Source organism: Methermicoccus shengliensis DSM 18856, assembly GCF_000711905.1.
Classification (GTDB): Archaea; Halobacteriota; Methanosarcinia; order DSM-18856; family Methermicoccaceae; genus Methermicoccus; species Methermicoccus shengliensis.
Genome location: NZ_KL543983.1, coordinates 51,616 through 77,656, shown reverse-complemented (window position 1 = coordinate 77,656; position 26,041 = coordinate 51,616). Strand labels below are relative to the sequence as shown.

Genomic DNA, 26,041 nt, shown 5'->3' with positions numbered 1-26,041 from the left:
CAGGTATCGAGGAAGTAGCTCGTGATGCTGGAAAAGCTGAGTGAGGGGTTGCAGGGTGCACTCTCCAAGCTGATGGGGGCAGGACACATAAGCGAACCCCTCGTAAACGACGTGGTCAAGGACATCCAGAGGGCACTGCTGAGTGCGGATGTGAACGTCAAGCTCGTGCTTCAGCTGTCCAACAACATAAAGCAGCAGGCACTGCACACCAAGCCACCCGCTGGAGCCTCTCCCAAGGCGCACGTTCTCAGTGTGGTGTACAGGGAGCTCGTGGGCATACTCGGCAGGGGCACCACTCTGACGCTCGGCAAGCACACCATCATGCTCGTGGGGCTGCAGGGCAGTGGAAAGACCTCCACCACAGCCAAGCTCGCTCGCTATTTTCAGAGGAAGGGGCTAAGGCCCTATGTGATATGTGCGGATACCTACCGTCCTGGGGCGTATGAGCAGCTCTCAACCCTGTGTGAGCGGCTTGCAGTGCCATTCTATGGCGAAAAGGACACAAAGGATGCCGTTGGGCTGGTGGAGCGAGGGCTCAAGGAGGCAGCTGGCCATGACGTGGTGCTCATCGATACCGCGGGAAGACATGCCCTCGAGAGTGAGCTCATCGAGGAGATGAAGGCAATCCATGCGGTATCCAATCCCGACCACACATTTCTCGTGCTGGATGCTGCCCTTGGGCAGGGGGCATCGGTGCAGGCGAGAGCATTCAACGAGGCGGTGGGCATCACGGGCATAATCATCACAAAGCTCGATGGCACGGCAAAGGGGGGTGGTGCCCTCTCGGCAGTTGCCGAGACTGGAGCGCCCATTGCCTTTATAGGGACTGGGGAGACCCCAGATGAGCTCGAGCCATTCGACCCGGAGAGGTTCATCTCCAAGCTGCTGGGCATGGGGGACATACAGTCGCTCATAGAGAGGGCGCAGGAGACCCTGAGAGAGGACGAGATTGACGTGAACAAGCTCGTGAGTGGAAGGTTCACCTTACGGGACTTCTACAAGCAGCTCGAGGCGATGAACAAGCTCGGTCCCCTAAAGCAGGTGATGCAGATGTTGCCCTTTGGTGGGATGGGCATCAAGCTCACTGAGAAGGACTATGAGATGACAAAGAGCATGCTCTCCAAGTTCAAGGTAATCATGGACTCGATGACCAGTGCAGAGCTCGATGACCCAAAGCTCATCGACCAGTCTCGCATCGTGCGCATTGCGAGGGGCTCTGGCACCACCCCTGAGGATGTGAGGGCACTGCTCAAGTACTACAGGACGATGCAAAAGGCGATGAAGAGCCTTGGGAGCGGAAGGCTCACAAAGTCCATGATGAAGAGGCTTGGGGTGCAGTAGATGGAAGAGGGTGATGACCACAGCTGTGAGTACTACCCATGCCATTTTGAGGGGCAGGTGTGCGACTTTTGTTACTGCCCTTTCTATCCATGCGAGGACTACGAGCTGGGCTTTTGGGTGATAGGCAGGAAGGGCAACGTGGTGTGGAGCTGCATTGACTGCCACCTTCTGCACATCAGGGAGGTGGCAGAGTACTACAGGGCCCATCCCCATGTAAGCCTGCCAGAGCTAAAGGCACTCGCCACCACGCTCTCGCTGGTGTATGTTGGAAACAAGAGCGGAAGGACAGGGCGCGGGTGATGAGGGTGGCGATGGCGAAGAACAGGGGTGTGCTGATAGCCATCGAGGGCATAGATGGAGCAGGAAAGAGCACTCAGTCCGTGCTGCTCAAGCGGGCTTTGGAGCAGCGGGGCTATGAGGTGGTGCTGCTAAAGGAGCCCACCAATGGTGTGTGGGGCTCAAAGGTCAGAAGGCTGGCACAGCTCGGAAGGCACGTGTCACCCGAGGAGGAGCTCGAACTCTTCTTGAGGGACAGGGAGGAAAATGCGAAGCAGCACATCATTCCCGCGCTTGAGAGCGGGCGTGTGGTGATAATGGACAGGTATTATCCATCGAGCATGGCGTATCAGGGCGCGCTCGGCATCGACCCCCAGCTCATACGGGAGAGGAGCGAGCGCGTAGCTCCGGTGCCAGATTTGGTGGTGGTGCTCGACGTGCCCCCAGAGGTAGGGGTGAGTAGAATACTGAAGAGGGGGGAGCGTCCCAACCACTTCGAGGAGGAGGAGTATCTGAGGGCAGTGAGGGATGTGTTCAGGCGCATTGTGGAGGAGGGGATGGGCGTGCTGGTGGATGGCACTCTCTCTCCTCAGAGGGTGCATGCCCGCATCTTAGAGCTGGCGATGCCCCTCGTGGAGGACTGTTAGACCATCGCCCATCTCGATGGAAAGTGTGCCTCCCACGTGCCTCAGGGCACATCTGAGGTGTTGGGCGAGAAGGAGCGGGCATCTTCCCTCTGCACCACGAACATCACCCCTGCCCTGCCCCCCTCGTCCACAAACCGTGTGAGCTTCTCCACGTGCCTTGCTCCCCTTGTGGTCGGGGCATCCGGAAACATCGCGATGCCGTGCCCTACGAGCGTGCACGACTTTACTTCCAGAAGATAGGAGGGCTCTGCGAGCAGCAGGTCGATGCGACTTGTGCCCACATGGTGGTCCCTGTCCACCACCCTGTATTCCTCGAACCCCTCGAGCATGTTGGGCACTCTGGCATCCACGCACCGTCGTGCACTGCGAGAATGTCAAAGCTCGTCTTTCTCGTGTGCGCTTTTCCCCTCAAAAAAAGCGCCCGCATATCCCGTATGAAGCCCAAGCTCTATGCTGCGAGCACCTGTGTTTGGTGCAGAAAGACGAGGCAGCTTCTCGAGAGCAATGACGTGTGAGTATGTGTACATAGACCTAATGGATGAGGACGAGCAGCAGAACGTTCTCGAGGAGCTTGCACAGTATAACCCAGATTGCACCGTGCCCACGCTTGTCGTGGGGGACGAGGTGATCGTGGGCTATGAGCCAGAGAGGATAAGGAATGCACTCAAGCTGAAGTGATGGGAAATGGGCTATGTTGATTACGGAGAGGTCATCAGGCCGTATGAAAAGCTCAAAAAGGATGCTGAGGCTGCGGGCTATCATTTACACCCCAACGAGGAGGTCGTGCTGGACATAGTGGAGGGACTCGTGAAGAACACCGAGAGGTATGGCCATCCTTCATGCCCCTGCAGGCTTGCCTCTGGAGAGTATGAGAAAGATGTAAGGAGAAAAGGGGGAAGAGGTGGTGTTATCTGGTATGGAGCTTGCATATCCAGTGTGGAGGTGCAGGGTGTGCGGCTATCTGTGCGCTCGGGATGCACCACCCAGTGTATGTCCCATCTGCAAGGCGAGGGACAGGTGGGAGAGGCTCATCTGACCCTTCATTTTCTGCTCTTTTCTATGTAGCTGCTCACCTGCTGGAGCACATGGGCGTAGTCGTAGAACAGCGTGCCAATGTCCAGGCTTCCCACCACGTCCACCATCCCAATCACTGCCACCACGGTGCCACCGGCATCTCGAATCGGGGATGCCACGATTGGCACACCCTTGTACTGTCCAGTGGAGGGAATTCCCCTGATTACTCTGTTCTCCTCGAACACCCGCTGGAGCATGGGCCCGTCATACTCGGTGTCGAGCACCGTTCCCCTCTCTATTCGAACGCCGGGCTTGTTCTTGCTTCGCATCGTCACGGGCAGGCCCGTGAGGTAGTGCACGGCCATCGCAATGGGGATGCAGCTCTCTGCGTTTGAATCCTCACTTATGCGTATTCCAATCGAGCGCAGCTTGGATGCCCGCACATCGTCTTTGGGCATTCTCACAGCACCCCGATGCCCATCGCCCCGTTGGTCTTCTTCATGGAGGCTGCCGCATCACGCTCCAGCTCGCACATCGCCCGTATGGCGTCGATGTTCTCGGGTATCACGATGGACTCCTGATGCACTCCCTGAAACAGGTATAGCTCCCCATTCTCCACGGTGATGGAGTCCTCCCATATCACGTTCTCCCACACATCATTTCTGGGTCTTCCTGCGTCCCTCGCCATCTCTATGACCTCGGCAGTGGAACCCACATCGGAGCCGATGAGCAGCATTCTGGGCTCGCTCGAGAGCAGCTCTGCCACCTCCTCTCGGGATGGGGAGCTCTCAAGCTCCACGTTGACTGCATGCATGTGCATCAGCGTGGTGGAGAGCTTTGCAGCCAGTGTGGTTATGGGTATGTGAGGGATGACTGTGTTCACGTCTGGGCCATGATGGGAGGGCAGTGTAATGGGGTTGGGCACAATGGCGTTGATGGGGCCCTTCTTTGCATCTCCCGGGTCGGTCCCCCTCCTCATCAGCACGACCCTCGTCTTCTTTATGCCATATGCACCGTCCAGCAGGTATAGCAGTCTGCACAGGGCAGTGGTGTTGCACGATACCACCCTCACAGCGTCCCTTCCGATGGCATGTGAGTAGTTGCTGAGGGCGTTGAAGGAGAAGCCCGCAATATCGTGCTTCTCTCCTCCCTGCCAGATGGCCTTGCATCCCGCATCGATATACATGTCCTTGTACTGCTCACCCACACCGCCCGGTGTGCAGTCAACCACGACATCTGCAGCCTCGCACATCGCCCGCACGTCCCCCTCCACCTCGAGTCCTGCCTTCTCGAACGCCTCGATGCGTTCATTGGGGGCATACAGTGGGTACTTCCTCTTCTTGGCGAACCTTGCCTCGAAGTTGGGGCGCGTCTTGGAAACGCCCACCACCTCCATATCGTCCTGAAGGCTCACGGCGTCTGCAACGCGCTTTCCTATCGTTCCATACCCATTTATTGCGACCTTGACCTTGGACATGCTCTCACCCAATCAGGTATGCACTCTCCTTGGTGATGTCCACCTCGATTAGCCTTCCTTCAGAGGTGTGGACATCTCCCAGAACTCCGTACATCTCCACGCCATCGTCCTTTTGGACGATGCGGATGATGTTCTCTGCCACCAGCTTTTGCTCACCACCTTTCTTGAGGTACACGGAAAGCTCACACACTCACATCACTCCTATTGTGTATGGGTGCTGATAGTTTAAGCGTTTTACTGTCGCCGCTACTCCAGCTCTATGGTGGCCGGGGGCTTGGGCGTGAGGTCATACATTACGTGGGTCACCTCTGGTATCTCACTGGTGAGCCTCGATGCGAGCCTCATCAGCACCTCGTGGGGAATCTCGAGAGGCTGGGCAGTCATGCCATCTCTCGACTCCACTGCCCGCACAGCCACAATCCAGCCATATGCCCTAACGTCCCCTTTCACACCCGTTCCCTTGCCCACGAGGGCTGCGTACGTCTGCCATGGTCTGAACTTTTCCAGCAGCTCCTCCTCCACGATTCTGTTCGCCCTTCTTGCAATCTCCACCTTCTCACGGGTGACCTCTCCGAGGATGCGCACCGACAGACCTGGACCTGGAAACGGCATCCTCTCGCAAATCTCGGGAGGCAGGCCCAGAGCCCTTGCCACCTCTCTGACCTCGTCCTTGTACAGGTCTCGGATGGGCTCTATGATTGCCTTGAACTCGTACACATCTGGAAGCCCCTTGACGTTGTGGTGGGACTTGATGCCCCCGAGCGACTCTATAAAATCGGGATATATCGTGCCCTGAATGAGGTACTCTACTTCTTCCTCGCGGGCAACATCCTCGAGCACCCTGAGGTACACCTCGCCAAATGCCCTTCGCTTCTCCTCTGGGTCAGTGATGCCCCTTAGCCCCTCGAGAAACTGCTCCTCCGCATGTACCACCCTGAGCCCCGCATCGCCAAAAATTTCCACAATCCTCTCGGTCTCGCCCTCTCGCATGAGACCCGTGTCTATGTACACGGGGATGAGCAAGTCTCCGATTGCCCTTCTCGCTAGCACGAGGCATACAGAGCTATCCACTCCACCAGAAAGTGCCAGCAGGGCCTTTCCATCCACCTGTCTTCTTATGTTCTCTATGGCCTTCTCTATGAACCTGTCTACTTTTACCATGTATCCATGGGCTCTACTGGAATACTTATAATGGTTGTGCTACTGGAAAAGAGGTATCATCCATCCCTCTTGTTCTGGCTTTGGGAGGGATGTGCTGTTGCTTGAGCTCGTAGAGGCTCTGTCTTGCATCCTTGAAATAGAACTTCTCGATGAGCATATCCTCGCTCTTGAGTCTGTCGAGGGCATACCTCACCGTTCTTGCTGGCAGATATGTCTCCTTTGCAATCTCCTTCTGCGTCAGTGGCCCAGAGTATTCGAGCACCTTGTACACCAGCTTGGCGCTCGGGGGCAGCCTCTCAATCTGCTCTCTGCTCACATCCTTCTTGAGTTCTCCTCTCTGCATATTCTGCCTCCACACATAATTAACATTGTTAAGTATATAAGCTTTTCCATCGTATATATACGATAGTTTTGTGTGTGCACGCCGTGGCTCATTCCACACCATTCATGGGTTAGGCTTTTGTAGCTGTGAGGAGCAAAGGGGGCTGCATGACTCCCCCACCCCCTCCCAAGCCACAGGTGGGTAGCATAGCACCATATGTGGCTGGAAAGAGCATAGAGGAGATAGCTGCTGCATATGGGCTCGTCCCAGAGAGCATCGCAAAGCTGGCGTCAAACGAGAATCCCTATGGCCCCTCTCCAGAGGTGGTGGAGGCAATAAAGCGTGTGGCCTCTACCGTGCATATGTACCCCAGCCAGTCCATGCATGGCTTGAGGAAACGGATGGCAGAGTACGTGGGCACAGAGCCAGAGAGGGTGCTGCCCACCCCCGGCATGGACGGGCTAATAGAGTATGTGCTGAGAGCGTTCGTGTGCGATGGAGACGAGGTGATAATCACCTCACCCACCTTTTCGTACTACGAGATTGCCTCCCTCGCCTGTGGGGCAAGGGTCGTGCACGTACCAAGGAAGCACTTTGAGGTGTGCGCCCATGATGTGCTCGAGCGTGCATCAGAGCGCACGAAGGTCGTGTTCGTGTGCTCACCCAACAACCCCACCGGGAACACCGTGCCCCTCGATGTGGTGGAGGAGCTGGCAGACTCCCTAAGGGCAATCGTTTTCGTGGACGAGGCGTATGTGGAGTTCTCGTCGTGCAGCCTCCTCGGTGAGCTGCTGGACTACGATAACGTGGTCATTGGCCGAACGCTCTCCAAGGCGTTTGGGCTTGCGGGCTTGCGGGTGGGCTATGGCGTGCTCCCTTCCTGTCTCATGGAGCCCTGCCAGAGGGTTGCCACGCCGTTCGCCCTCTCCTCTGTGGCGCAGGCAGCAGCCGAGGGGGCACTTGCGGACATCGAATACATGAGAGAGTGTGTGTCGCGGATAAGGCGGGACAGGGAGCTGCTCTATGACATTCCGTTCAAAACGTACCCCTCAGAGGCAAACTTCGTGCTCGTGGACGTTGCTCCCTTTACCGCTGCAGAGGTGTGCGAGAGGCTGCTAAAGAAGGGCATCATCGTGAGAGACTGCACCGGCTTTTATGGAATGGGCAAGTCCTATGTGCGCATCAGTGTGGGTACGAGGGAGCAGACCAAAAGAGTGGTGGAGGCGATGAAGGAGATTCACTCCGAGCTATAAACTCACGCCCTCACAGATACCTCCCGTAGTTTCGCATCACCTCGAGATTTCCATCGAGCGCCATGCTCGACTCGGCATATCCGAACGACAGGCACCCCCCGCACGTGCTCGATATCTCCCTTCTTCTCTGGCTCGTCTCTTGCCACACCCTCTTCAGCCCGTCACTCACCCTGCCCAGCGTTAGCTCCCTCTCCCTGCAGCTCACCACCTCGCCATCGAGCCCCACGTGCAAGAACAGCTCGCCCACACGGCATCGGAATGTGGGCTTTAGCTCTCGAATCATTCTGAGATAGGCATACGAGTTCATGATGGGAAGTCCCCTTCTCTTTAGCTCCATCAGCCCATCTATCGCCTGCTCGTATCGCTCCCTGCTTCGTATTCCCAGCTCCTCCCACGTGCTCTTGGGTATTTCTTCATACTCCGCAACGGGCTCGAAGGATATGAGGCATCCGAGCCTGTGGGCGAGCGCTGCCAGCTCTCCAAGCTCATGCAGGTTGCGCTCGTTGATTACACAGTTGAGCAGCACGTCCATTCCCTGCTCTCTTGCAATGCGTATTCCATCCAGCACCACATTCACATCTGCCCCCCTGAGTTCGCTGTAGGACTGAATGCCATCCAGCGAGACCGAGAGGTAGTCCACGACGTCCACCAGCTCGTCTATTCGCTCTGAGAGCAGCAGCCCGTTGGTAATCATGGACGTGCTCATTCCCAGCGACTTCGCATATCCAAGACACTCGGGAAGGTCTGCCCTCAGCAGGGGCTCAGTTGCCCACACGTTATACACCACGATGCCCATTGCCCGAGCCTCGCTGAGCAGCCGCTTGACCTCCTCTGTGCTCATCTCCTTTCCATTCCGCCTCGAGTAGGGGCAGAACGCACATCTGAGGTTACATTTCGCGTTTATCGTGTGGGAGAGTATCACGGGTCTGTGCCTTACCTTGAGCTGCCACAGGGCCCTTAGCATCATCGTGGGAGCGCCCATGACGTGCACATGGGCCCAAGACTAAAAAGGTTTATCTTCCCGTTGCTTGCAGGACCCCCTTCCGCAAGGGGAGGTGTTGTGAATAATGAGCTACACAAGATAGCCAAAGATATAGTTGATGAAGCAGAGAAGCACAACGCAATAATCGCCATAGGTAATCTAAACGGAGTCAGAAACAACAACAAAGGAAGAAAGGTGAACAGAAAGGTTAATTCGATACCCTTCTACCGCTTAAAGGAATACATCAAATACAAAGCAATGGAAAGAGGAATTGCAGTAATAGAAGTTCCAGAGTACAACACTTCAAAGCAATGCTCCCGTTGTGGTTCAATGAACACGGAAAGACCTTCTCAGGGAGTTTTCATCTGCGAGGATTGCGGCTATCAGGTAAATGCCGGTATTAACGGAGCTAAAAATTGAAACGAGCCGTGCTCATGGCAGGGGCTGCTGTGACCCAGCCCGAAGGGGAGCGCCTTTGGCACACTCCCCAACCTCCCCCAAGGGCTTCCGGTGGAAGCCCCCGACTTTAGTGGGGGAGGAGGTCACAGAGATTACAGAGTAATCAACTGCTGCTACATATGAGCAGCATCCACAATCCATCTATCCGCGATATCGAGCACCTCTGCCCTCACCTCGTCAAAGCATTTGCCAGAGATGAATGTGCCCCCTTTGAACAGCCGCCTTCTCACGAGCTTTCCCACGATATCATCACACCCCTTTCTTACCCTTAAGATGAGTGAGCCCGGGCAAATCGTGCTGTCCACGAGGCTGCCATCCAGATCGCCGTCCACTATGCCCAAAACTGGCACCGAGAACCTCGAGAGGATGTCTGCACATATCGTGGTGGTGTCGTCCCCCACCGTTATTGCCCCCATAGCTCGAGGAGCGAGCTCAAAGCAGTGCTCTGCATCGTGGTCTATCAGGTATATCGTGCTTCCCTTTGTGGACACCACGCGGCGTCTTGCCACACACCGTCTGAGCATGCCCGTGCGCACGATGGCATTCTCGAGGTTCACGCGTCCGAGCTTTTCCACGCCGTGCCTCTTTAGCACACCTCCCACTATGTCCACAATCTTTCCGTTTCTCTCCACGAGGACCACATTGCTGCTCGTTGCCCTTCCCACCACGATGCCGTTTACCCGTATGCTCTCTCCAGCCCTCACACCATTCACCCTTCTCATCACAGTGGAGCCCTGCCGTTTAACACCCGATATGGTAGAGGGCTCCACAATGGGCTCCACGATATTCAGAGAGAGTATGCTGGCGATGTGCTCTCCCTCCTTTCTTCCCCTCCATGGAATGCACATCCCGGGCTCCACCTGACAGAGTGCATCACAGCTGGAGTTTTGGGCCACCATGTACCCAAATGCGAGTGCGGACTCCATGCTCTTTGCCTGATTTGCGAGCACCACCACATCGCACGCAGAGAGGGCATTCACGGACTCGCTTGGCGCCTCGCTGAGCATATCTATCCTGTGCTCGCCCACATCGAACAGCGCGCACTTTCCCATCGTGCCACCGAGCCTTGCCTCCACCTCTCCGTATCCCTCGAGCACATCGAGCACATGGCTGGCAAAGCCGCTGTATATCACCTCAGGTCCGTGAACCACCACCCCTATCCTCATCATAGGGGAGCACCATGGAAGATTACTTCAACATTGCGCCCAAAGGCAAGCTCTATATCCCCCAAATGAGAGCGCTCTGCAGATGGACATAAAGATGCTGAGGCCCTGTATGGAAGGAGAGGGGTATATCGCAGAGGCAAGGGTGGAGCTTGGGGTGGGCTTTGCAAGGCTGTGCCAGACGCTCTCACTCGCAGAGGGGGTTGGGAATGTGAGATGCTCTCCAAGGCTGGAGGTTGCCCGCTTTTCACTGATGGGGGTTGAGCTGATGGTGTATGGCAGTGGAATGGTCAATCTGAGGGGGGTTCTGGACGAGCAGCAGGCACATGAGGTGCTAAGGGCGCTCGAGGCTCTCATAGCAGAAGCAAGAAGATGAGCCACACCACCATGAGGGCAAGAGCGAGCCCCATGGCGATGAGTGCGAGGCGCTTATCTGAGCCAATCACCAGTGGAATGGGCCCTATCATAATCACCGCCGCACCCTCCACCCTCCTCTTGGGCTCCTCCTCAGCAAGCTCCTCAGCAGGCTCCTCAGCAGGCTCCTCAGCATGCTTCTCTTCCGTGGGGATATGCATCTCATGGCGGAGCGGACTCACATACATGAGCAGCATTGCCACCACGATGAGCACGATTGCCATGCCGATGGTGAGTACCGCCATGGTGGGGGAGGATGCGAGCACTATGGGTATGGGGCCTATGAGTACCACCCCTCCCCACTGCCCAGGAGCGCCAGAGAGCACCATGAGAAGGGCGAGCACAATCAACCCGAGAAGCACCCACGCAATTGCCCTCATGGTTCTCATGGTTCTCATGGTTCTCATGGTTCGCCTCCCAGCGGCCTCGTCTTCGCGATGTCCTCCTCTATATCGTGCATCTCCCGTGCGAACCTGTGGCACACTGCGATGGCAAACTCTTTCCAGCGCTCCTCATTCCATCCCTCCACAATCTCGCTCAGGGCAGATGCCAAAACACCCTCTGGCACGCCGCTGGTCGTGATGTTCACCCCGCAGTGCACCTTCTCGGATGAGGGGGATGCCGATGCGATGCACACCGTGAGCTTGCCCCCGTTCACGTACACATCGTCCCCCTCACGCACAGCCCTTATGCCATATCCTTCGAGCACCTCACACAGGATGAGCACCAGCAGCCGCTGAAGCATGTATGCACCCCACATGGTGGGAGGATGGGCAAACCTCTCCACGATGAAGTGAATGAGGCAGTCTCCCCTGATATCGGTGTGCACATCCTCCATGTCCAAGATGCTTTTCACATCCATGGGACCTCGAAACGCCACGATGGAGCTGCCCTTCACACCCACCGAGTGTGCCCACAGGGGCCTCATCTGGCTTCCATCATACGTGTGCACCTCATCGAGCACCTCGACCTTCATGTCCTCACCCTCCGTGCCACAAAGCACACATGCTCCTTGAATGCTGGTGAGAGGGACACCACATCGAGCACCTCAAACGCCCGCTGCAGTATGCTGCCCTCCTCCTCTATTATTCTTTTCTTTGGCAGCGTGCTGCTTATGCTCTTGAGCTTGCACATCATGAGCAGCATACCCTCGTCGAGAAAGTACTGTGCATTTTTCACGGCGATTTCTGCCTGATTGGGCTGAGCCACGTCCTGATAGAGCATGTCCACCTTGTCCACGATGCAGGCGTAGCGCTCTGGATGGCGTGCATCTGCATATATGGGTATCACCATCTCGTCGTTGGCAAATGCCTTCAGGAGCCTGCTCATGGGAAGAGGAGCAACCTCCACTGCATATATCACCGAGTGTGGTAGCAGGGAGCGCATCACGCCGATGTTGGCGCCCGAGCCCGCCCCGAGGTAGAGCACTCTGGCATCGGCTGGCACCTCCACGGGTCGCCTTTTTAGCAGCACCTGTAACTTCGTCTGCCTCATACTCTCATGAGCCGTGTGAGCGAGCCATCGGCACGGAGGAGCTCGTCCGAATGGAGCACCACCCTCTGCCCTCGCACTGATATGTGGACATCCTCCTCCCCGGTGTGACCGATGTGCCATGCAGGCACGTCGCCAAGCTCTTCGATTAGGGTGCTTGCCTCCTTGGTTGCCAGCAGGAACCTCCCGTAGCTCTCCGAGAACAGCAGCTCGGTGGGTGTGAGCCCATTTGCAGCCTCGTCCAGCTCCACCACTGCACCGCACTTGGCTGCCATCTTGCACACTCCCACCGCAAGGCCACCAAGGGAGAGGTCGTGGGCGGCGCTCACCAGCCCCATTTCCACGGCCCTTCTCACTGCCTCGATGTTTTTCACATACTCCCTTCTCATAGTGGGCGCAGCGCCCCCATCGGAGCCCATGAGGGCACAGTACTCACTTCCGCCAAGCTCGGCATGGGTGTCTCCCACGAGCACGAGCTCGAGCCCTTCCACTGGGTGCATCGGTGGGATGTGCCTCGAGCGCACGATGCCCACCATGCCGATGGAGGGCGTGGGCAGCACCTTGGTGTCGAACTCCTCGCTCTCGTTGTAGAACGACACGTTGCCACCCACCACGGGCACCCCGAGCAGCCTCGCTGCCTCTGCCAGTCCCCTCACGCTCTCTGCAAAATCGAAGTACACCTCTCTATCCTCTGGGTCTGCAAAGTTCAGGCAGTTCACGATTGCTATGGGCTCAGCACCCTTTACCGCGAGATTGGAGGCATTCTCCAGCACGGACAGGGCGGTGCCGTCATATGGAGAGAGGGACACGTGCCTTGGGTTGCACCCGCAGGAGAGCGCCAGCGTGAATCCCTCTGGGCACACGAGCACCCCCGCATCTTCCCCGGGCTTGGTGTGCGTTCGTATCTGCACCTCGTGGTCATACTGACGATACACCCACTCCTTTGAGGCGATGTTGGGGCTGGAGAGCAGCCCGAGCAGCACCTCTTTCAGGTCGTGCGCCTCTGGCGCCCTTTCAGCGCTCACGGCTATTCGTGGGGTGCTCTCTCGCTCATACATGGGTGCGCCTCCCACGAGCAGGTCGATGGGCACATCCACCACCACCTCGCCCCTGAACATCACCACGAATCTCTTCTCCTCGGTGAGCTCGCCCACCACTGCATGGGCGAGGTCATATCTTTCGGCGATTGAGAGCACCTCGTCCACGTTCTCTGGGGCGACCTCGAGCACCATTCTCTCCTGTGATTCTGCTATGAGAATCTCGTATGCGGTGAGCCCCTCCTCTCTGAGCGGTACCCTGTCCGCATATATGCGCAAGCCAAGACCGCCCTTGGCGGCAAGCTCAGTGGACGCCCCCGTGAGCCCTGCCGCACCAAGGTCCTTGCACGCCCTGACGAGCCCCTTCTGAATCGCCTCGAGGGTGGCCTCTATCAGCAGCTTTTCGGTGTATGGGTCTCCAATCTGCACGCTTGGTCTGTCCTCATCCGAGCAGCTCGAAAGGTCTCTCGAGGCAAATGAGGCGCCCCCCAGACCGTCTCTGCCCGTGGTGGAGCCGATGAGCACGAGCGCATCCCCCGCCCTCTTGGACACAGAGGTCGTGATGTTTTCCTCCCTCACGAGCCCTATGCACACCACGTTCACGAGGGGATTGCCGCTGTAGCTGTCGTGGAAGAACACCTCGCCCCTCACCACGGGCACACCTATGCAGTTGCCATAGTCGGCGATGCCAGCCACCACGTGCTCGAAGAGATACACATTCTTGGGCTTTTCCAGCCCTCCAAAGTACAGGGGGTCCATCAGGGCAATTGGTCTTGCGCCCATGGATAGTATGTCCCTGACTATGCCCCCCACCCCAGTTGCCGCACCGTTGTAGGGGTCAACATAGGAGGGATGGTTGTGGGACTCCATGCCTATGGCAAGCGCCCATCCGTTCTCGAGTCGTACGACTGCAGCATCATCACCGGGCCCCACGAGCACACGCTCGCCAGTGGTGGGAAGGGTGGAGAGCACCGAGGCACTCGACCTGTATGAGCAGTGCTCGCTCCACAGGTTCAGAAAGCACCCCTGCTCCACGATGTTGGGCTCCCTGCCCAGCGCCCGCGTGATGACCTCGAAGTCCTCTCGGGGAAGAATCATGAACTCCTCCTCAGAATGTGGAGAGCTTGCCATCTGCCACCATGTCGGTTATTTGTGGTATGTTGTCGAGCCATCTGTCCACAATCTCCTCGCTCTGCCTTCTGATGCGCTCTGTGTGCTGTTTTCCATCGGGTATGAACTGGACGCTGGCGAGGAGGGGCTCGTCTATGGGCTTTCCAATCTGAGAGAGCACCCGCACATATACCTCCTTCACGCCCTCCACCTCTGCTGCAATCTCGTTGGCAATCTCCCTTGAGAGCAGGTTGTACAGCTTTCCCACGTGGTTCAGTGGGTTCTTTCCGCTCGTTGCCTCCATACTCATGGGTCTAAAGGGCGTGATGAGTCCATTACACCTGTTGCCCCTGCCCACTGAGCCATCGTCCCCCATCTCTGCCGAGGTGCCCGTCACGGTCAGATAGCACGACCCCTTGTCGATATCATCGGCGGTGTTTACGAACACGTCCACCTCCCTCTGGGTGTACATGGGCACGATGCCCTCAATCTCGTCCCGTATCTGCTCCTTTATCTGCACGTAGTGGTCAATGTCCTCCACATACTTGTCTATCATGGCACATGCCACTGTGAGGGATATTCTATCCTCCCTTCTCAGTCCCATCACCTTTATGTCCTCACCGATGGCGGGAAGCCGCTTTCTGAGCTTCTCTATCAGGAATCTCTCGGTGTGGTACACGAGGCTCTCTGTCTCGGAGAGGGGTGCGTGTGCCACCCCAAACGAGGTGTCGTTGGCGAGGGGAGCGTTGTGCTTTCGGTTGAACACGTCCCTCAGGTCAGATGAGCCCACACCCAGCCTGCAGTCTATTATCACGTACTCATCCAGAAGGTTTGGAAAGTTTTCGTGCAGGTAGTCCCTCGCTGCCCTGACCACCACCCTGTTGGTGGGAATGGCGTGCCCATCGAACTCGTTTGTTGCCCTGCCCACGAGAAGAATGTATATGGGTGAAATCACCTCTCCTCCCCCAAATGCTGGCAAAGAGCGTCCAGCCACTATCTGGGTCTCATCGGTGTTGTGATGCAGAATCACCCCAAAGCGCTTTTTATATTCCTTGCACAGTGCTCTGCTCATCGCCTCTGCTATACCATCGGCGATGCTGTCTGGATGCCCTATCCCCTTTCTCTCCACAATCTCTATCTTTTGCTCCTCCATGGGCACCTGATGGATTGCTTCTACCTCGATGTTCTTCATGAGCATCAGTCCCCACCATCTGCTTGGCTTAAAGCTATCAGAATCTCATCTTCCTTATCTATGTTTGCTCACCCTCTGCCGAGCACTGCGCCTTTTTAGGACGTGCACGATGTCCTGCGCAAGCTTGCGCTTGTACTGAGCATACTGCTTGAGGGAGATACCAGCACGGGCGAGGGCGGCATCCCTGTAGGGACATGCCCTCGTGGGCTTGCAGCAGTAAGCGAGCGAGCCAAAGCAGGTGCCCTCTCCCTGCTCGAGTGGCGTGCCTGCCACAAGGCTCTCTTTGAGGCGCATGAACTCCGCTGGCGAGAGACCAATCTGCTTCAGCACGGACTGGAGAGGGCAGTTCTTCACAGGAGCACAGCAGAACGCGAGCCCCCTCAGGTCCCCTCCGGCACAGATGTGGGAGGGCATGTTGTACCATCCATAGGCTGCCTCCATCTTCTTGAGGGTTCTCGAAAGCGCACCCACCACCTCTGGATTTTCCACGAGAGGGCGCGCCACCGATACCATATCGGCTCCCTTAGAGAACATCTTCTTGGCGCTCTCGTAATCTCTCACACCATTGTTGCCTATGATGAGAAGCGATGTGGCATTCCTCACCGCCCTCAGGGGGCGATGGTCTGTGGGTGCGTACTCACCCCTTCTCTGGGCTCCCATGCAGTCGAGGTGCAGCATGTCCAGCCCAGCACCCTCGAGCGCCCGGGCAAGCGCGACCTCATTGGTGATGTTTGTCCTCATCTTCAGGGAGAGCACCACACCCGTCTCTTTGAGCCTTCTCACCCATTCCACGAGCCTGTGGGGCTGGTGCAACAGGGCCTGTCCAGCCCCGACCTCCATCATCTCGGGCTGTCTGCAATGGGCGTCGATTTCCAGCACCCCACGGTGCTCTGCGATGATGGGTGCAAGCTCCATCAGGGGTGTGAGCGAGGACGCCCTCACGTTCACTGCCACCGTCCTGCCAGAGAGCTGCTCAAGCTCCTGCTCGATGTGCTCAAAGGGCTCATCTATCAGGAACTCCCTTCTTCCCCTCTCGCTCATCCTTCTGGATGCCTCGATGGTGGGCTCATCGATGGAGTACCCACCTATCGTCACGAGACCCGCATCCTCGAACCTCTTCACGAACGAGGCATCGGTGATGCCAGACATGGCAGAGGTGGCAACTGGACATGAGATGGTAAGATAGCCTTGTGCAATCATACTATATCAAACCTCACGTTTATCTTGAACACCTTCACGGTGGGAAGGTTTAGCATGGGATATCCAAGTGCGCTGATATCGGAGAGTATCCGCTCGAGCCGCCTTTGGTTTGGGGCAGAGACTGTAAACCACATGTTGTACTCGTGCTCACGCTCGTAGTTGTGGGACACCTCCTCATAGCTATTGATTCTCTCTGCCACCCTCTCCATCTCCTCGCTTGGGACCTTCAGGGCAACGAGAGTGCTGCATACTCCCACCCTCTGGGTGTTCAGGATGGGGGCAATCCTGCGTATGATTCCCCTATCCATGAGGGAGCGCACCCTGTCCATTAGCTCCTCCTCACTGATGCCAAGCTCCCTTGCGATTTTGGCATAGGGCTCTGCCTCGAGCGGAAAGCCAGTGTGCAGCACGTCCACAATCCTTCTATCCAGCTCGTCCACTATCGTTCCCTCTCCTCCACGGGTATGGGGGTGTGGATGCAGAAGGGCTCTGGTCCCAGCACATCCCCTGTGAGGGCGTACGCCCTTGCCCTGCACCCCCCACATGCGACCCTATACTTGCATTCTCCACACTTTCCACCAAGGGCCTCTGGCTCCCTCAGCCGGGCAAAGAGAGGGGAGTTCTCCCATATCTCATCGATTGAGCTCTCTCGTATGCTGCCCGCCTTGAGGGGCAGATACCCGCATGGGTACACCTCCCCCCTTCTCGATATGAAGCAGAATGTGATTCCCCCAAGACATCCCATCCTCCTTGTGGGCACGATGCCCTCCATCTCGCTCACTATCCTGACGTAGTGGGGGGCACACGTGGGCCTGATCTCCATCTCTGGATGGCACAGAGCAGCCTCATGGAGCCATCGCAATGTGTCCTCGTACTGAGGTGGGCTCATCTCCTCCCCACCCCTACCCCTTCCAGTGGGCACGAGCATGAACACGTGAAGGGCAACTGCCCCCAGCTCCCTCGCCAGCTCCAGTATGGCTTCCTTCTCATGGATGTTCCCCCTCGTGAAGGTGGTGTTTATCTGAAGCTCGAGCCCAGCCTCAAGGGCGCATCTTGCTCCCTCAATGGCTCCCTCAAAGGCTCCCCTCCCCCGTATGTGGTCGTGGGTCGAGGGGGTGGCTCCATCGAGACTTATGCTCACCCTCTCAACACCATTCTCTCGTATGCGCATGGCAAGGGAAGGTGTGAGCATCGTGCCGTTGGTGGAGAGCACGCATCTTACGCCCCTTCGCTTGGCATGGGCGAGCAACTCAAACAGGTCTTTTCTCATCAGGGGCTCGCCCCCTGTCATGATGAGCATCGGGCTGTGGGGGGCGAGCGAGTCTATCAGGAAGAGAGCCTCATCGGTGGTGAGCTCGTCCTTGGAGGAAGCCCCGGCAGACGCTCTGCAGTGGGTGCATCTGAGGTTGCACGCACCCGTGAGCTCCCATGCCACCACCTTAAGGGGGTGTGCCAGCATCATTGAACCTACGAGCGCTCCCCAATTTAAAAGGGTTTTCCTGCGGGCAGTGGTGGATGCGTTGAGAGGTGTGGGACGTGCCAGCATTGGGCAATTTTAACTGCCACCTCACAAAACATGACACATCGAAGATGTTTTATATTATCTGTAAGAAAACCACAAAGCGGTAAAAATGAAATTTGCCACCTGCTTAAATTGTATGGATGGTAGAGTGCAATTACCTGTTATCCATTGGATAAAGGAGAATTATGCTGTTGATTATGTTGATATGATAACAGAGGCTGGAATGGATGGTGTTTTAGTGGATGAAAATTATTCAAATATGGACAGAATAGATATATCGCTTACGAAACACAACTCGAACATTATTTTTATCGTAGGACACCATGATGGTGGGGGAAATCCCGTGGACGATGAAACGCATAAGAAACAAATTCTTATCGCTGTAGAAAAAATAAAAAGATTAAGACATTCCCCACTAGGATTATGGGTATCGAATGAAGGAAAGGTTGAAGAGATAACCAAAAAATAAAGAGGAGGTTTTATTTATGAAGATACCAAAATGCATGAGCACGCAGCACCCTGATAATGTGCATTTACCGTTTTTTGCAGAGAGCACTGAACTTGGCGGGGAAGACGAAATACAGGAGGCATACTACGTCTTCTCTCATCTGGGTTGTGATGAGCAGATGTGGGATTGTGAAGGCAAGGAAGTCGATAATTTTGTGGTCAAAAAATTATTGACAAAATATGAATCGTTCTTCCGGGAGACACGACTGGGTAGAGACGTGTTCATAACTTTAAGGGTTCCAAATCCAACAGTGGAGAAAGCCGAGGCAAAAATTTTACTGGAAACATTGGAAAGCATACCGAGGTCTTTTGACGCTGCCAAGCTATTTTACGGGGATGACACACCCCCAATATTCGAGGTCATCTTACCAATGACTGCCTCTCCCATGTGTCTTGATAGAATCTACAGGTATTATTGCGATTTTGTTGTGGGGAAACAGAATAAGCTATTTAGGGAGGGAGATATCACAATCGCTGAATGGATTGGGGAATTCAAGCCTGAAATAATTAACGTGATACCTCTTTTTGAAGATATGGAACACATGCTTGATGCACACAACATGACCAGAGAATATTTGAAAGATAAGGATGTGGAACATCAAAGAGTCTTCTTGGCAAGGTCAGACCCAGCAATGAATTACGGACATGTCAGCGCTGTTCTTTTAAACAAGATAGCTCTCCAGAGATTACAAACTTTATCTGAGGATATAGGTGTTGAAATTTACCCCATTGTGGGTGTTGGCTCGGCCCCTTTCAGGGGCAATCTCAGACCACAAACAGTAGAAAGAGTTGCAAAAGAGTATCCAAGCACCCATACCCTTACCGTTCAATCGGCATTCAAATACGACAATCCCCCTGACGAAGTTAAAAGGGCCATAAGAAAGCTCCAAGAAAGAAAAACACGCTCACCCCATGAAATATACGAAGAAAGGTGTTTGGAGATAATTGGGAAATACTCTCAAGAATACCAAAAACAAATCATAGAATTAGCACCAGTAATCAACAGAGTTGCAAGGTATGTTCCGAGTAGAAGGAGGAGGAAGTTGCATATAGGTCTCTTCGGGTATTCACGTAGTATAGGGAAAATCTCATTGCCACGGGCGATAACGTTTACAGCCGCTCTTTATTCCTTAGGTTTGCCACCAGAAATTTTGGGTTTGAATGCACTGGATGAAGAGGACATTCAATTTATCAGAGAAGTTTATGTAAATTTTGATTATGATTTAGGGGAAGCCCTCAGATACTTTAACCAAGATACACCGTTTTTACCAAAGGGTCTTGAAACAATAGTCAGTGATTTTCCAGTGGACTTTCAGCCAGATGAAGAGCATAAAGAACTAACAGATCATATTATAGGGTCATTAAAGGAAAACAAAACCGAAGATTTGGGAGAGTATGTCCTAAGAGCAGCAAACTTGAGAAGATTCTTGGGATAATGTCGATTAGTGGGGGTCGACGACAGAAGGGGTCTGAGAGGAGGCATGGGAAAAAGACTATAGAGAAATAAGGGAAAAGAAGGCATGTTGAAATCAGACTTAGGATTGAAAGTATGAACTGCTCTCTGTCTCTCTCGAGGAGAGAGGAGAGCAAGGGTGGCCCGTGTCTCTTCTGAGGGCTCTACAATCTTTTGGTCTTGCAGAGCGTCGCGCCCAATGCCGCCCCACTCGTGCTCATACCCAATAGTAAAGAATTTATACTATACTCGCCGTGAGAGTGTGGGTGGTTGCATGGAGTTTTTAAGCGGCTACAGGCGTGCACGGCTCAGACTCTTTGAGTGGCGCTCTTGTCTCGAGTGGGAGTACAAGCTGCTGCTTGCCCTCGGGTTTGCAGCACTCACAGGGCTTGCGGCACAGGTGGTCATCTTTTTGCCCTGGACTCCCGTGCCCATCACTGCCCAGACGTTTGCGGTGCTCGTCGGTGCGGTGGTGCTGGGAAGGCACTGGGGTGGTGTTGGACAGCTCATATATGTTGCCCTTGGCGCCATCGGAGTGCCGTGGTTTTATGGCATGAGCGGTGGCTATGAGCATCTCTTGGGAGCGAGTGGTGGATACCTGCTTGGATTCGTGGTTGCCGCATGGCTCGTGGGCTATCTTTCAGACACCCATCCCAGCACGAGGAGGGCACCGTCCTTGCTCGGGCTCTTCCTTCTGGCAACGGTGGTGATATATGGACTCGGGCTTCTTCAACTCTACGCGTGGCTCTGTGCGCACTCCACCCCGCCCACTCTGCTCGAGCTGCTCATAAAGGGCGTCCTGCCATTCCTTCCGGGCGACATCCTGAAGGCGGTGCTCGCCTCCGGGTGTGCGTGGGCAATTGTGCCAAAGGAGAGGTTCTGCTGAGTGGCAGGGCATCCCTTCTGCCCCTTCCTCACGGAAGGGGCTTTGTGGACATGGCACCGCCCGGCCCATGTGTGGCTTGCCCACTATTTATCTTTTCGGCACGATCTCATCTATCATGAGGACGCGATTTGCTGCCTCCGTGGCCGAGGTGAGAGCCAACTTCTTCACAATCACTGGCTCTATGGTTGAAGGCGTGGTCACCCTTCCAGAAGAGTCGATCATGGTGTCTATTCCCCGTGTGTAGTAGTTTCTCATTGCTGCGAGGGCATCGGTCGGATTCATTCCAGCATTGCTAGCAAGCGCCATGGGTATGGCCTCCAGCGCCCTTGCGAACTCCAGTACTGCGAGCTGCTCTTTGCGGGGCAGCGTGCAGGCGTAGCTCTTCAGCATCTGCGATAGGATGAATTCGGTTGTTCCGCCACCAGCCACCACCTTCCCGCCCTTGATGATGAATGCGGCGTTGTTTAGAATATTTTGCTGCAGATTGGTTCATCTCTTTTATGCGGTTTTTATCATCCAGCACTATCACTGGTTCTCGTATTTTTTCGAATATGTTGAGGTATTTGTGCTTCTCCAACGCTAAGAGCCGGTTAGCCTTCTGCAGACCCCCAAGCAGTTTGCTTCGCGAGAAATCCGCCCACTCTGTGATGATTCCCAGCTCGATAAGGTCAAATATGCGCTCAATGAACAACACACACTCTTCCTTGTAGTCCCCTTCGAATCCTGCTTGCTGGATGAGGTCAATGTAGCTCAATCTATAGTACTTCAGAAGTCCAAGGAACATGGGAAGGGTGACGCCGCGCAAGCGGTGATTCCTTGCCTCAGTGACACCAAAGGAAACTATCATTCTTGCGAATCTGTCTTGCGAATCTGTCCCATGAGGGAGCTGGAGTATGTCATTATGGTGCTCCCGTCTGCCTTCTTTATCCTGATTTACTTCCTGTGTTCGAGTTTGTTCAGGGAGATGAGAAAGTAATCTGCAGTTATGAAACTCGCTGGAAAAACTTGACCGCTCCACCACCTTCAACTCCACACGTTGAAATTTGCTACCTGCCAAATTACATGCAGCTAACCTAACAATGCAAAGAACTCGCCGAGTTTAGTTAGCATGAGAATTACATTTCTGCCAACTTTCTCCTTTTCAATAAGCCCTCTCGCTTCAAGCCTGCTGACAACCCGCCTGTTGACTTTGTTTAGCAGCTCTTGCCCTTTGCGTCTCCCTTCGCCTGAGAACGAGTAAATGTGTGGAAACTGTATTTCAAGCCTTTCTGACAGATCCCGCAGTTTCATGTAGTCCTTACCATGTTCCCTTTGGGAATAGATAAGCGAAATAGCATATCTCTCCTCCTCACTCAGTTTGACGAACTCCAGGCTGGGTATTTCAAATATAACTGGCTTCTCACATACACTCCTGCCGTACATTCTCTCTTCCTCTTCATCTCTCGCATATCTTTCAGCGAAAACGTAGAACATTCTAACTCCGTGATACCATCCAACAAGAGCTGATGCTACTGACACAAGCCTGCCGTGTGATGAAAGATTGAGGTAAACCTCACTACCAGCGCTCTTCTCTTCAACCACCACTTCAGCTATCGCTCCAACAGCCATCCTGAAGTCAAAAAGATCTGCATAGTGAACTTTCACCTCCAGTCCAAGTTTCTCCAGATCAGCCACTACAGCTCTTTCAAAATACCTCTGCTTCTCATGGAGCTCATACTTTTCCGCAAATTTTCCGCCTATCGTTATGACATGTGCTCTTACTCCGCCAAGAACTCTTATCGGTTTAACAGCCACACTCCTCTCAAATCCGAGGGGTATGATGTGGACTTTTTCGATTGTTTTCATTGTTATCGATGTTATCGTGAAAAGACTAAAATAATTTGCTGCTTCTGCCAGAATACTGTGAAGTAGGGGGTGATGGGAATGGGTATTGAGGGTTTACTTGTCCAAATCCCCATTGAAGTATGGGACAGGATAGTCGAAGAGGAGCCGGAATGGCGCTACATGCATAGATTCCTCGAAAAATACGGATTTGGTAGATTTGCCGTTTTGATGGTTGCTGCTGGTTTGAATGATTTTCAGCTCAAAGGAAAGGCTGAGATTGCTTACTGGCCCAAGCTTAGAGATTTGCTTGAGAGAAAGGAAGTCCCTGCTTCTCCACAAGAGATGGAAGATATGCTTAAAGGGTTCTACACAAAGGAAAGACTGGCTGATTTAAAGCTGAAGAGGTTAAATCGCTTCCTTTCGAGTGAGCTTGCCGATAAGCTCTGGATTGCAGAGCCAAAAGAAGTTGTGGAGAACTTTATCGGGATATGGTATGAGCTCGCTGCTACGATGAGGCAGAACAGGGACGCAAAAACCATCGCTTTTGCGATGAAGTGCCTTGGCATATCGCTTCTTATGACTGGGGAGAGCAACTTTAGCTTTGAAAAAATTCCGATTCCTGTCGATTACAGGGTTAAGGAGTTTACGAAAAGGCTTGGCGTAAGCATAGATGATGAAGAAGTGAGAAGGTTCTGGAGCCAAGTTTTGGAGGGGATAAGGAGTAGAGTGGAAATAAACATGATTCATCTTGACTCTCTGATATGGCAGATTGGTGTGCTTAGCAAGACTGAAATCGTGGACTATTTTGCAAAGCTGGGTTTGAGAGAGGTTGGAGAAAAAATTGCGGAGGTGATGAGATGAGGTTATGTGTAGTTCCCTGCGGGAGCCTGAAAATCTGGAGTAGGTATCCTGATGCAGGAGCTACAATGGCGAGAGATGTCTACATCGGCAGTTTCGCCAGAACCTGTATCGAGTATGCCGAGAAATTCTACCCTGATTCTTACGTCATTCTCTCAGCCAAGTATGGATTTCTGTTTCCGGACGAGATCATTCCGGAGAACTACAACGTAACATTTAACGATCCTAAGACAAATCCGATAAGCGTTGAGGAGCTCAGAAAGCAGGCTGAGCAAAAAGGATTGATGAGATATGATGAGATAGTGGTTGTTGCTGGAAGCAATTATATCAATATAGTCAAGAAGGTGTTTGCAGAGAAGAAAATCATAACTCCGCTGAAGGGTCTTGGTGGAATGGGTCCAATGATTTCAGCGATGAAGAAAGCTATAAAAGAGGAGGTGGAACTGTAATTATGTTCTGTGAACATGGTTATCTTCGAAACAAATGTAAACTCTGCAATCCTGAGCCAACTCGAGTGATCCCGAAAAGCCCTTTTATTGACGGAAATCTTGCATTCAAATGCAACTGGCTCGATACAGACTATGAGGGTCCTTGCGGAAAAGCTGGCAGAAGGTGGAACATATATATCAAACAATTCCCCTGGTGTATCCAGCCGGAGAACCCGTGTTATCAGTATGAGATGGGATTGAGAAAAGAAATTCCACCCTATCCATGTTACGAAACTGAGATTTTTTCCAAATCTGAATATGGGGCAGGAGTTAATCACAGAGGACCAAGGAAAAATATTGGTAGGAGGATAAGGTATGTTGTACCCGGAAAAATCGCACTGTTCACAACTGTTGATCCGGGTAAAGGCGGTGATACAAGGTACATATTCGGCTTCTTTGTTATAAAGGATGATTACGTAGACGGCTATGGTGCAACCAAAATCATAGGGTACCCCGAATATACCTTGAAAATCCCAAGAGATTCAAGGTTGAGATTCTGGGAATTCTACAGGAATAGCGACGGCTCCATGGCATGGGGAACTGGACTGTTTAGATATTTGAGTGATGAAAGTGTAGTGAGGTATCTTGAAAGACAGAGAGAAGTTTTGATTAAAAATGGACACATAAAGGAGGCTAAAGTGGTCGAGGAAGTTATGAAAAAGTTTTATGGTGACTAAAGTGACAAAAGTTGCCAAGTATCACAAAACCACACGTTGAGCTTTCAATCATCCAATCTCACGAGGGCTGGCATTACACAGGTAAGATCTACTTCACCGTCAATCAGCAGAGAGGTTTGATAGAACTGGCATTGATCCTCATTTTATAGAGTTTGATGACAGAGTTATGATATGCTGCCATGATTGCTATATTCAATCCAAGATCAAGATGGTGCTCCAAAGCCTTGAGGATGGATTCTGAGAGGCCTCTAATGGATGCCTCCCAGTCCTTTTCACGAGGAGAAGTGTATTTTATGTACCCGTGCTTTTTTGCGTAGTCAACCACCCTTCGCATTAACCATCTCTCATTGGTTGAGATGAGGTCATATAGGCGCTTAGTATTACGAACACACACCAGCTCCACTTCATTACCCCCTCCTTCCTATGCGAATTCTTTACCATTCTATTCTTCGCTTATCTTTATTACAGTTCTATCCTTCGCCTTTGTTATAGAAAAAGTTTTTGACGATGCCTGAGACGTATAATTTGAGGTGCAGTTCTTTGTTGGTGAAGTACCCTGCCACTGAACACTCTGGTTGGGCTCAGAGGAAAGCGGGAGGATCCACGCACCACGACCACGCTTATAAATCACTCGTGCTCCTGCCAGCTGGCTATCTGTGAGAGCGCCTCTGCCACCTGTGGTGAGAGTCTGTACCTTCGCTCATTGCGGTTTCCCCGCCTTTCGAGAATGCCCTCCTGATACATCCTCGCGAGATATGTGGACACCGTGCTCAGAGGTATCGTGTCAAACTTCTCCTCATACGCCCTCTTCACGTCCTTGGAGGTGAACCACTCGGCATCGAAGTCGTACTTGATGAACATCTCCAGTCTCTGCCTGAGGGTGAGGTCAGACTGACTCTGACCTTTCCAGGCAGCGGCTGAAGTGGGAGGTTTCTCACGAGGTACAGCAGTGGGCATTCGGGGTAGCGAGTGTAAAGATGTGCCAGAGAGCTGAGGGCTCGAATGGGGGCATTGGGCTACAGTATCGAGGAAAGAACAAATTTGCTGCTTTATCTCCTCCAGCATGGACAGGGGCATCGGAGTTGCTTCAAAGCTTGCGGAGGTTGTTCTTCCTTCGTCCGTAGTTATCTCGACCCTCACTCTCATGGCACATCCTTGTGCAGGGCCTCCTCATCTCTGCACCCATCCCCTCTGTATGTGGAATGTTCACAATTTCTGTGAACACACCAGTTATTGTGTAAACATGTGAATGTATATAAACTTTTTTGGTATGTGACGGGAAAGACG

Annotated in this window: 34 protein-coding genes; 14 read left to right on the top strand and 20 right to left on the bottom strand. The window is 53.7% G+C overall.

Annotation, left to right across the window (positions count from 1 at the left end):
- Window positions 1–21: 21 nt before the first annotated feature.
- Genes BP07_RS06885 through tmk form a run of 3 tightly spaced genes read left to right on the top strand, consistent with a single transcriptional unit; the run spans window position 22 to window position 2,264 of the window.
- Window positions 22–1,341 (top strand): signal recognition particle protein Srp54, encoded by a 1,320-nt coding sequence (locus BP07_RS06885; protein ID WP_042687288.1) that lies wholly within the window; start codon window positions 22–24, stop codon window positions 1,339–1,341.
- On the top strand, window positions 1,342–1,641 hold the full coding sequence (locus BP07_RS08440) for a cysteine-rich small domain-containing protein (protein ID WP_052353326.1): 300 nt from the start codon (window positions 1,342–1,344) through the stop codon (window positions 1,639–1,641).
- Complete coding sequence (gene tmk, locus BP07_RS06875; RefSeq protein WP_211247079.1) at window positions 1,641–2,264, top strand: dTMP kinase; 624 nt, start codon at window positions 1,641–1,643, stop codon at window positions 2,262–2,264. The genes BP07_RS08440 and tmk overlap by 1 nt, the downstream gene beginning before the upstream one ends.
- Before the next feature lie 41 nt (window positions 2,265–2,305).
- Here tmk and BP07_RS06870 read toward each other — a convergent pair whose 3' ends face one another.
- The gene (locus BP07_RS06870; RefSeq protein ID WP_211247078.1) at window positions 2,306–2,614 is read right to left on the bottom strand and encodes a DNA/RNA nuclease SfsA; all 309 of its coding nucleotides are present in this window, start codon (window positions 2,612–2,614) and stop codon (window positions 2,306–2,308) included.
- A 100-nt stretch (window positions 2,615–2,714) separates the two neighbouring features.
- Here BP07_RS06870 and BP07_RS08885 point away from each other — a divergent pair, with 100 nt between their 5' ends.
- Both BP07_RS08885 and BP07_RS09255 read left to right on the top strand, forming a co-directional pair.
- Window positions 2,715–2,942, top strand: coding sequence for a glutaredoxin family protein (locus BP07_RS08885; RefSeq protein ID WP_157203144.1), 228 nt, complete (start codon window positions 2,715–2,717; stop codon window positions 2,940–2,942).
- Between the two features lie 6 nt (window positions 2,943–2,948).
- Window positions 2,949–3,329 (top strand): ferredoxin-thioredoxin reductase catalytic domain-containing protein, encoded by a 381-nt coding sequence (locus BP07_RS09255; protein ID WP_052353324.1) that lies wholly within the window; start codon window positions 2,949–2,951, stop codon window positions 3,327–3,329.
- On the opposite strand, the gene BP07_RS06855 is transcribed toward BP07_RS09255, so the two are convergent.
- The 5 genes from BP07_RS06855 to BP07_RS06835 are packed head-to-tail and all read right to left on the bottom strand — an operon-like array spanning window position 3,305 to window position 6,259.
- A complete protein-coding gene (locus BP07_RS06855; RefSeq protein WP_052353323.1) occupies window positions 3,305–3,736 on the bottom strand; it encodes a DUF2111 domain-containing protein in 432 nt (143 codons plus the stop codon). The genes BP07_RS09255 and BP07_RS06855 overlap by 25 nt on opposite strands.
- Window positions 3,737–3,738: 2 nt before the next feature.
- Window positions 3,739–4,755, bottom strand: coding sequence for a type II glyceraldehyde-3-phosphate dehydrogenase (locus BP07_RS06850; RefSeq protein ID WP_042687286.1), 1,017 nt, complete (start codon window positions 4,753–4,755; stop codon window positions 3,739–3,741).
- A 4-nt stretch (window positions 4,756–4,759) separates the two neighbouring features.
- Window positions 4,760–4,945 (bottom strand): CooT family nickel-binding protein, encoded by a 186-nt coding sequence (locus tag BP07_RS06845; RefSeq protein ID WP_042687283.1) that lies wholly within the window; start codon window positions 4,943–4,945, stop codon window positions 4,760–4,762.
- A 56-nt stretch (window positions 4,946–5,001) separates the two neighbouring features.
- A complete protein-coding gene (gene guaA / locus BP07_RS06840) occupies window positions 5,002–5,916 on the bottom strand; it encodes a glutamine-hydrolyzing GMP synthase (protein ID WP_042687280.1) in 915 nt (304 codons plus the stop codon).
- A 25-nt stretch (window positions 5,917–5,941) separates the two neighbouring features.
- Window positions 5,942–6,259, bottom strand: a complete 318-nt coding sequence (locus BP07_RS06835; protein ID WP_052353322.1) for a MarR family transcriptional regulator — start codon at window positions 6,257–6,259, stop codon at window positions 5,942–5,944.
- A 146-nt stretch (window positions 6,260–6,405) separates the two neighbouring features.
- Here BP07_RS06835 and hisC point away from each other — a divergent pair, with 146 nt between their 5' ends.
- Window positions 6,406–7,491 carry a histidinol-phosphate transaminase gene (hisC, locus tag BP07_RS06830; protein ID WP_042687277.1) on the top strand — a complete coding sequence of 362 codons (1,086 nt, stop codon included), beginning with the start codon at window positions 6,406–6,408 and terminating at the stop codon, window positions 7,489–7,491.
- Between the two features lie 10 nt (window positions 7,492–7,501).
- On the opposite strand, the gene BP07_RS06825 is transcribed toward hisC, so the two are convergent.
- A complete protein-coding gene (locus tag BP07_RS06825) occupies window positions 7,502–8,473 on the bottom strand; it encodes a radical SAM protein (RefSeq protein WP_042687276.1) in 972 nt (323 codons plus the stop codon).
- A gap of 78 nt (window positions 8,474–8,551) precedes the next feature.
- Here BP07_RS06825 and BP07_RS06820 point away from each other — a divergent pair, with 78 nt between their 5' ends.
- Window positions 8,552–8,893: an RNA-guided endonuclease InsQ/TnpB family protein gene (locus BP07_RS06820; RefSeq protein WP_052353321.1), complete on the top strand. Its 342-nt coding sequence runs from the start codon at window positions 8,552–8,554 to the stop codon at window positions 8,891–8,893.
- A gap of 152 nt (window positions 8,894–9,045) precedes the next feature.
- Here BP07_RS06820 and BP07_RS06815 read toward each other — a convergent pair whose 3' ends face one another.
- A complete protein-coding gene (locus BP07_RS06815) occupies window positions 9,046–10,101 on the bottom strand; it encodes a DUF2117 domain-containing protein (RefSeq protein ID WP_042687273.1) in 1,056 nt (351 codons plus the stop codon).
- 79 nt (window positions 10,102–10,180) lie between these two features.
- Between BP07_RS06815 and BP07_RS06810 the strand changes: the two genes are divergently transcribed.
- On the top strand, window positions 10,181–10,471 hold the full coding sequence (locus tag BP07_RS06810; protein WP_042687270.1) for a hypothetical protein: 291 nt from the start codon (window positions 10,181–10,183) through the stop codon (window positions 10,469–10,471).
- Here BP07_RS06810 and BP07_RS09030 read toward each other — a convergent pair.
- The 8 genes from BP07_RS09030 to BP07_RS06770 are packed head-to-tail and all read right to left on the bottom strand — an operon-like array spanning window position 10,449 to window position 18,001.
- Window positions 10,449–10,916, bottom strand: a complete 468-nt coding sequence (locus BP07_RS09030; RefSeq protein WP_052353320.1) for a TIGR00304 family membrane protein — start codon at window positions 10,914–10,916, stop codon at window positions 10,449–10,451. The genes BP07_RS06810 and BP07_RS09030 overlap by 23 nt on opposite strands.
- The gene (locus tag BP07_RS06800) at window positions 10,913–11,485 is read right to left on the bottom strand and encodes a DUF366 family protein (RefSeq protein ID WP_042687268.1); all 573 of its coding nucleotides are present in this window, start codon (window positions 11,483–11,485) and stop codon (window positions 10,913–10,915) included. The genes BP07_RS09030 and BP07_RS06800 overlap by 4 nt, the downstream gene beginning before the upstream one ends.
- A complete protein-coding gene (locus tag BP07_RS06795; protein WP_052353319.1) occupies window positions 11,482–12,003 on the bottom strand; it encodes a fibrillarin-like rRNA/tRNA 2'-O-methyltransferase in 522 nt (173 codons plus the stop codon). Before BP07_RS06795 ends, BP07_RS06800 begins: the two co-directional genes overlap by 4 nt.
- Window positions 12,000–14,135: a phosphoribosylformylglycinamidine synthase subunit PurL gene (gene purL, locus BP07_RS06790; RefSeq protein WP_276624258.1), complete on the bottom strand. Its 2,136-nt coding sequence runs from the start codon at window positions 14,133–14,135 to the stop codon at window positions 12,000–12,002. Before purL ends, BP07_RS06795 begins: the two co-directional genes overlap by 4 nt.
- A gap of 10 nt (window positions 14,136–14,145) precedes the next feature.
- Entirely contained in the window at window positions 14,146–15,345 is a 1,200-nt protein-coding gene (locus BP07_RS06785; RefSeq protein ID WP_042687265.1) for a methionine adenosyltransferase, read from the bottom strand.
- A 48-nt stretch (window positions 15,346–15,393) separates the two neighbouring features.
- A complete protein-coding gene (locus BP07_RS06780; RefSeq protein WP_042687262.1) occupies window positions 15,394–16,539 on the bottom strand; it encodes a methanogenesis marker 9 domain-containing protein in 1,146 nt (381 codons plus the stop codon).
- Window positions 16,536–16,979 carry a siroheme decarboxylase subunit alpha gene (ahbA, locus tag BP07_RS06775; protein WP_042687260.1) on the bottom strand — a complete coding sequence of 148 codons (444 nt, stop codon included), beginning with the start codon at window positions 16,977–16,979 and terminating at the stop codon, window positions 16,536–16,538. The genes BP07_RS06780 and ahbA overlap by 4 nt, the downstream gene beginning before the upstream one ends.
- Window positions 16,979–18,001 carry a radical SAM/SPASM domain-containing protein gene (locus tag BP07_RS06770; RefSeq protein ID WP_042687257.1) on the bottom strand — a complete coding sequence of 341 codons (1,023 nt, stop codon included), beginning with the start codon at window positions 17,999–18,001 and terminating at the stop codon, window positions 16,979–16,981. Before BP07_RS06770 ends, ahbA begins: the two co-directional genes overlap by 1 nt.
- 169 nt (window positions 18,002–18,170) lie before the next feature.
- Here BP07_RS06770 and BP07_RS06765 point away from each other — a divergent pair, with 169 nt between their 5' ends.
- The 3 genes from BP07_RS06765 (at window position 18,171) to BP07_RS06755 (ending at window position 20,907) form a co-directional block, all read left to right on the top strand.
- On the top strand, window positions 18,171–18,530 hold the full coding sequence (locus BP07_RS06765) for a carbonic anhydrase (RefSeq protein ID WP_042687253.1): 360 nt from the start codon (window positions 18,171–18,173) through the stop codon (window positions 18,528–18,530).
- A 16-nt stretch (window positions 18,531–18,546) separates the two neighbouring features.
- Complete coding sequence (gene ppcA / locus BP07_RS06760) at window positions 18,547–20,004, top strand: phosphoenolpyruvate carboxylase (protein ID WP_042687251.1); 1,458 nt, start codon at window positions 18,547–18,549, stop codon at window positions 20,002–20,004.
- 279 nt (window positions 20,005–20,283) lie between these two features.
- Window positions 20,284–20,907 (top strand): biotin transporter BioY, encoded by a 624-nt coding sequence (locus BP07_RS06755; RefSeq protein WP_211247077.1) that lies wholly within the window; start codon window positions 20,284–20,286, stop codon window positions 20,905–20,907.
- A gap of 87 nt (window positions 20,908–20,994) precedes the next feature.
- Here BP07_RS06755 and BP07_RS08625 read toward each other — a convergent pair whose 3' ends face one another.
- Entirely contained in the window at window positions 20,995–21,336 is a 342-nt protein-coding gene (locus BP07_RS08625) for a TCP-1/cpn60 chaperonin family protein (RefSeq protein ID WP_169736261.1), read from the bottom strand.
- A 639-nt stretch (window positions 21,337–21,975) separates the two neighbouring features.
- A complete protein-coding gene (locus tag BP07_RS06740; protein ID WP_042687238.1) occupies window positions 21,976–22,752 on the bottom strand; it encodes an HFX_2341 family transcriptional regulator domain-containing protein in 777 nt (258 codons plus the stop codon).
- A gap of 78 nt (window positions 22,753–22,830) precedes the next feature.
- On the opposite strand from BP07_RS06740, the gene BP07_RS06735 reads away from it, so the two are divergent.
- From BP07_RS06735 to BP07_RS06725, 3 genes are read left to right on the top strand one after another with little or no spacing between them, the layout of a single operon-like run.
- Complete coding sequence (locus tag BP07_RS06735; RefSeq protein ID WP_052353316.1) at window positions 22,831–23,592, top strand: N-glycosylase/DNA lyase; 762 nt, start codon at window positions 22,831–22,833, stop codon at window positions 23,590–23,592.
- Complete coding sequence (locus BP07_RS06730) at window positions 23,589–24,038, top strand: DUF6884 domain-containing protein (RefSeq protein WP_042687234.1); 450 nt, start codon at window positions 23,589–23,591, stop codon at window positions 24,036–24,038. Before BP07_RS06735 ends, BP07_RS06730 begins: the two co-directional genes overlap by 4 nt.
- 2 nt (window positions 24,039–24,040) lie before the next feature.
- Window positions 24,041–24,754, top strand: a complete 714-nt coding sequence (locus tag BP07_RS06725; RefSeq protein WP_042687232.1) for a hypothetical protein — start codon at window positions 24,041–24,043, stop codon at window positions 24,752–24,754.
- A gap of 103 nt (window positions 24,755–24,857) precedes the next feature.
- Here the strand turns inward: BP07_RS06725 and BP07_RS06720 are convergent, their stop codons facing one another.
- Window positions 24,858–25,088 (bottom strand): hypothetical protein, encoded by a 231-nt coding sequence (locus BP07_RS06720; protein WP_042687230.1) that lies wholly within the window; start codon window positions 25,086–25,088, stop codon window positions 24,858–24,860.
- Window positions 25,089–25,381: 293 nt separating this feature from the next.
- Window positions 25,382–25,900 carry a hypothetical protein gene (locus BP07_RS08870; RefSeq protein WP_157203138.1) on the bottom strand — a complete coding sequence of 173 codons (519 nt, stop codon included), beginning with the start codon at window positions 25,898–25,900 and terminating at the stop codon, window positions 25,382–25,384.
- Window positions 25,901–26,041: the final 141 nt, after the last annotated feature.